The sequence below is a fragment of the Salipiger sp. PrR003 genome (genome assembly GCF_010500785.1).
Classification (GTDB): Bacteria; Pseudomonadota; Alphaproteobacteria; order Rhodobacterales; family Rhodobacteraceae; genus Salipiger; species Salipiger pacificus_A.
Genome location: NZ_JAAGOV010000103.1, coordinates 1 through 5,024, shown reverse-complemented (window position 1 = coordinate 5,024; position 5,024 = coordinate 1). Strand labels below are relative to the sequence as shown.

Here is a 5,024-nt window from a genome sequence, read left to right as displayed (position 1 = left end):
TGATACCGTCACCGATGTCGCGACATAGAATCTCATCTTGATTGTCGCTGCCGTCTCTCCCTGATTGTCGCGCTATACTTGATCAAAAAACCATCGACAAGCTTCCGCGGGGGCGCCGCTGGCTTTACGTTGTCATAGATGTGGCCACCAGGTACATCGTCGGTCTGGTGGTTGCATCGTCGCAAAATTCTGCTTCGGCCATTCGCGCGCTGGAAATGGCGACACGTGACAAAGCAGACCTTGCCGCGGCTGCGGAAGCCCAATCCAGCTGGAAAGGCTTTCCGTTTGAGAGCGTTGCAAGCGATACGGGATCAGCATTCAGAGCTGGCCCGACGACGCGCGCGGTCACCGAATCTCACGCGACTTATTCGTATCCAAACGTGGGAGAGCCACAGTTGCGTGGCACCATTGAACGTGTGTTTCGCACGTTCACGCACCGAGCAATGCCATACATCCCGGGACGGACTTTCTCCAACCCGAAAGAGCGCGGTGACTATCCGACAGAGGAGACCGCCGTCCTGACCGACGATCAATTGGCATTGATTTTCATCAGATATGTCGTCGACGTTTATCACAATACGCAGCATTTGGGGCTGTTCAAAGAGACGCCTGCGGCGGCATTAGAGCGGCTCGGCGGTACAGTCGGTATGCCCCCTCAGTTACCGCGTTCCATGCGCCGGAGGGCTTTCGGAATATGTCTAGAGCGCCAGGTAACAGCCAAAGGCATCACGATTCTCGGTGTGGCCTACAATTCTCGCGAGCTACAAAGACTTAGACGTCGGCCCAAGAATACGAAGGTTAGGCTTTACCTAGACCCAAACGACATGGGAATGATCAGCGTCTACACCGGAGCAGAGTGGCACGAGATCGAGTGCAGCGTCGAAAACTTCCACGGGGTAAAACTCGACGAGTGGATCGCGGTCGGTCGAATTTTGCGTCCTCGCTACGCTGGTCAAGCGGCTTTGGCTGCTGGCACCATATCGGATGCGATTCAAGCAATGCGGTCGCGCGCGACCGAAGCCATGCGGATCATAGGCGTGCTGCCGCAGCAGGCAACTGCAGAGGACATTAAACGCCTCGAAAAGGAACTTTATCTCGGCCTATCTGTGGTCGAGCATCAAGCACCAGATCTGGGTTCGCTGAACCTCGCGGATGAGGGGATTGGCTACGTCATCGGCGACGCTGAAGCCGACCAAGGCGACCAGTTGCAGCGTGTCAAGCTTACCTACTCAGAGGACGGCGTAGACGATCTGGATGAGACCGACGAAGGTCCCGAGTGGTGGCAGAAAGAGGGTGATATATGACCCTCATGGTCCAACCCCGCGATGTCGACCGTAAAGTTCAAGAACTGCGCCGCGACATATTTATCGAGCACACTGACGCGCAGCGTATCACGCATCAAATAGAAGGCTCGCTTCGGGAGTTTCTTGCAGCAAAGGAACTTGGATATGCTTCTGATGCCCGAGGTGTCGCCGTACTTGGACGCAGCGGCACAGGAAAGACCAAGAGCGTTTTGCGGGCCCTCGAAAGCCTGGGGCTGCATCGGACTACAGTGGGTGCTTGTCCGCGCGGTCACGTGTTCGTGCCACTCCGAGACGATGTGACTCTGCGCAAGCTTAGGATGCTGATTTCGTTGGAGTACGGCTGGACGCCGAAGGCTCGGGATTCGGCAGAGGATATATGGCAGTATGTCGCCGCCTATATCGAGAGACTGGAGACACAAGTTCTGGTCCTAGACGAGATCCAACATGTTCGTGCGGCCGGACCCAAGGACCGCCAGTCCATGCGGGATGCCCTAAAGTCACTGGTTCAACCCCAGAAGGGGCAGGTTGTCCCGATCCTCATAGGGACGCCCGACTTCGCCGAAATATTGAATTCGGACCAGCAGTTTAAGCGCAGGTACAGCGTCGTACACATGACCGATCTTGATCCAGGGGTGGATGCGTGGCGCGCAATTAAGGTTCTCGCACGCTATTGCGAGGGGGCGGGCCTAGAACTCAGCAAGAGTGTGAAGTCACCAGACTTTGCCGAACGGCTGCTACATGCCTCGTTTTACGCGTTCGGGGAGTTGTGCGAGATCTGCATTTTGGCGCTGAAATCCGCGCTCCTCGCAGGCGACAAGGTGCTGGAAATCGAGCATTTTCGGATGACCCACGCGCAACGGTTCGACTGCCTCCCGGACATGAACCCGTTTATAGCTGAGGACTTTGCCAGCTTGCCCACAGACGTCGACTTGAACAAGTCAGGGGAATAGTCTTGTACATTGAAGAACAGGCGATCTCCCGGCTCCCGATTGCCCTCTCGGCGATGGCGGGGGAGCCGGCGTTCTCAACTTTGTCCCGGAATGCTTCGGCAAATGCTTCGCGGTCTACCGCCGAGTTTTGCACGGCAATGGGTCTTGGGAAGGCGGCCGTCTCTTCCGGCGATCTGCAGCACCTCCAAGCCTTGGCCAAGCTTACCGGATCGTCCAGCGCCGAGCTCATCTTGCACAGTCCGCGCAAGGTCAGCGACAAATACACTGACCTGTGTGGGCAACGTTTCCTGACTCGGTCCATTCGCAAGCATGATTTGGCTATCTGTCCTCAATGTTGGTTGGAGGATCTATCCGCGGCCGGACATCAGGCCGACGGCTCCGCGATCCGTTGGCAATGGTTGCCCCGCTTCATGGGTTGTTGCAGTCGCCATGAAATCGCACTGATTGAGCTACCTTACGCAGATTACACAACCTGCTATGACCATGTGCTTCGTGCCGAATTGGCGGAAGGATGGCTACATAGCTTGGAGGAGCGGGTCCAACAGCAAGCCTTGTCGGTTTTTGAAAAAGCTGCTCTCGAGCGGCTTGAGCAGAAGACCCAGATGGTCGACTGGTTGCCTGATATCCAGATCGACACCCTGGAACGTTGGAGCCTGGGACTGGGCGCGTTTCTTGCCGAAGGTACTTTACGCCCCGATGCCTCACCGCTCACAAGACGGCGCGAACTTATTGATCTGGGCTTCTCGGTCACCCGTGCCGGGCACGGGAAGCTGGTCGATGAGGTCGATGAAGCGCTCGGACGACATTCGACGCGGCTCAGCAAAACATGGTTTCATGGCTGGGCGCTTCAGGCCTCGATGCAGAAAGAGCGGCAGGCGTTTCGCGAGATCATGCTTGGCCTCATCAAAGACCAAGGCGACTACTGCCTATTGTCCAGACACCAATACGCCCCCTCCGAAGTGCAGGTCGATGCGTGCATCAAGAAAATCGCGGAAACCACAGACCGCTCCCGAAAATGGGTGCGACCCGCCTTAGAAATTGATGGTTACTTGCCCGACGGAGGCGTTCCGGATGGACTCGACGTTAGGACCCGCCTTAGGGCATGCTCAACGCACGTCGCTGCGCTGGTCGCCAGCGTCGGCGCGGAACAGAGCGCCAACATTCTGGGTATCGGGGCCACCATGTTCGACGGCCTTGTGTCGGAAAGGGTGATCAAGCCCATTCCGACCATTGCCTTCAAGAAACCACGGTTCAGCGCTGACGCGCTGGATGATCTCCTCAAACGAGTTGAAGCCCGGGCAATCCTTCAACCCGGACATGCCATCCGAGACGACATGATCAGTCTTCCGCACGCATCCTTCGTGCTGCGGTGCCCGGCAGGCCAAATCCTCCGCTATCTCGAGAAGGGAGAGTTGCCCGGTTCCTACATTGACAAGACCGAGATCGGATTGGCTGGGCTTAGAGTTAGCCATAAGGAGCTGCTTGCCGCGATACGCCGTCACCAGCGTGCCGATTTGACACTGGAGGAGGTTCGTAAGCGTTTGGCCCTAAGCAGCCGAGAACTTCGCCAAGTAGTTGCAGCTGGATTGCTCCGTGTAGATCGTCGGCGACCCAATGGGCTTCGAAACGCCGCGGAGTTCATAACCTGCGACGATTACGAGGCCTTTCTAGAGAGGTTCCAAACGCCAAAGACTGCTGCCCAACACCTCGGGTTAACGCCCAGAGAAGTGACGGCACTGGTCAGAGCTTCGCAGCTTAGCCCCGTGATTTCGGGAAGCGATGCACGGGTGTACGACCGGGAGAACGTTCTAAGCCTCTAAACTTCAAAGGCTTCCGTGGGCACTACTAGGTTGGTCCCGTGCTCATCAGGTCTAGAGACCTGTCCGCCTTATCCAACGTGAATACAAGTGAAATCTCGCCCTGTCGCTTGCGCGGCAGGGCGAAGGCATACGATAGGGGGAGGTGCTCGGCTGCGCGAGGTACCCTGTCAGGGGCTTTGATCCACGTTTGCACCCAGTCAGTGTTATTCGGGCAAGACTGCGATCTGAGCCACAGTCTCATGGGCTTTGAGGAGCCATAGCGCGGAGGATCCAGTCTTCCCCGGAAGATGTTCCAAGTTGGTGGTGATGCCCCAATGTAAAAAGATTCTGGATCAATCGCTTAATAACGTGTCAGATTCCAATCTTAACCGGACATCACACCTAACATACCGAAGTTACGAGACTTCCGGCCCGAGGGCGGTAGAAATGCCCCCGTAAGTGCCCCACTTTCCGCCCCCTGTTTTGCTGACGTTCTCCCACATGCTCTGAGCATGGTGACGGGGTTATTTGGCGTGTGCGGTCAGGCTGTCCTCTGGTCCGTCAGGGAGGAGGATGGAGGGGGGGGGATACCTACGAGGATGATGTATCCTTCCCAAGCTGCCCTACCTCTGGTGATAGGTGACCTGCCGCAACGTCAGGAGGATGTGGGCAAGTCAGGGAGGGAAGGCGCAATTGCCGTCAGAGCGTTCGCGCATGGTGCCCGGGGCCGCGAAACCGGTGCGATTTGTCCCGGGCTCGCTGCGCGGTGGGCGCCCCGGACCCGGACCTTGGCCGGTGGATCACCAGGCGGTGATCCTTTCCTCGGGCGGCAGCCACATCAGATCGCCTTCCTCGATGCCGAAGGCCTCGTAGAAGGCCGGCAGGTGCTGAAGAGCGGCAATTGCGCGGTAGGGCGACGGCGCGTGCGGATCGCCCGCGACCAGCAGGCGATCATAGGCCTCGGTCGATTT

The 5,024-nt window shown here is 57.5% G+C and carries 4 protein-coding genes; 3 read left to right on the top strand and 1 reads right to left on the bottom strand.

Features of this window, described 5'->3' with window-relative positions; genetic code table 11:
- The first annotated feature begins 41 nt into the window (after positions 1 to 41).
- From G0D83_RS29465 to G0D83_RS29455, 3 genes are read left to right on the top strand one after another with little or no spacing between them, the layout of a single operon-like run.
- A complete protein-coding gene (locus tag G0D83_RS29465; protein WP_164198122.1) occupies positions 42 to 1,304 on the top strand; it encodes a Mu transposase C-terminal domain-containing protein in 1,263 nt (420 codons plus the stop codon).
- A complete protein-coding gene (locus tag G0D83_RS29460) occupies positions 1,301 to 2,254 on the top strand; it encodes an ATP-binding protein (RefSeq protein ID WP_164198120.1) in 954 nt (317 codons plus the stop codon). The genes G0D83_RS29465 and G0D83_RS29460 overlap by 4 nt, the downstream gene beginning before the upstream one ends.
- A gap of 2 nt (positions 2,255 to 2,256) precedes the next feature.
- Positions 2,257 to 4,074: a TniQ family protein gene (locus G0D83_RS29455; protein ID WP_164198118.1), complete on the top strand. Its 1,818-nt coding sequence runs from the start codon at positions 2,257 to 2,259 to the stop codon at positions 4,072 to 4,074.
- 779 nt (positions 4,075 to 4,853) lie between these two features.
- Here the strand turns inward: G0D83_RS29455 and G0D83_RS32910 are convergent.
- Positions 4,854 to 4,997 carry a M13-type metalloendopeptidase gene (locus tag G0D83_RS32910; RefSeq protein WP_370457347.1) on the bottom strand — a complete coding sequence of 48 codons (144 nt, stop codon included), beginning with the start codon at positions 4,995 to 4,997 and terminating at the stop codon, positions 4,854 to 4,856.
- Positions 4,998 to 5,024: the final 27 nt, after the last annotated feature.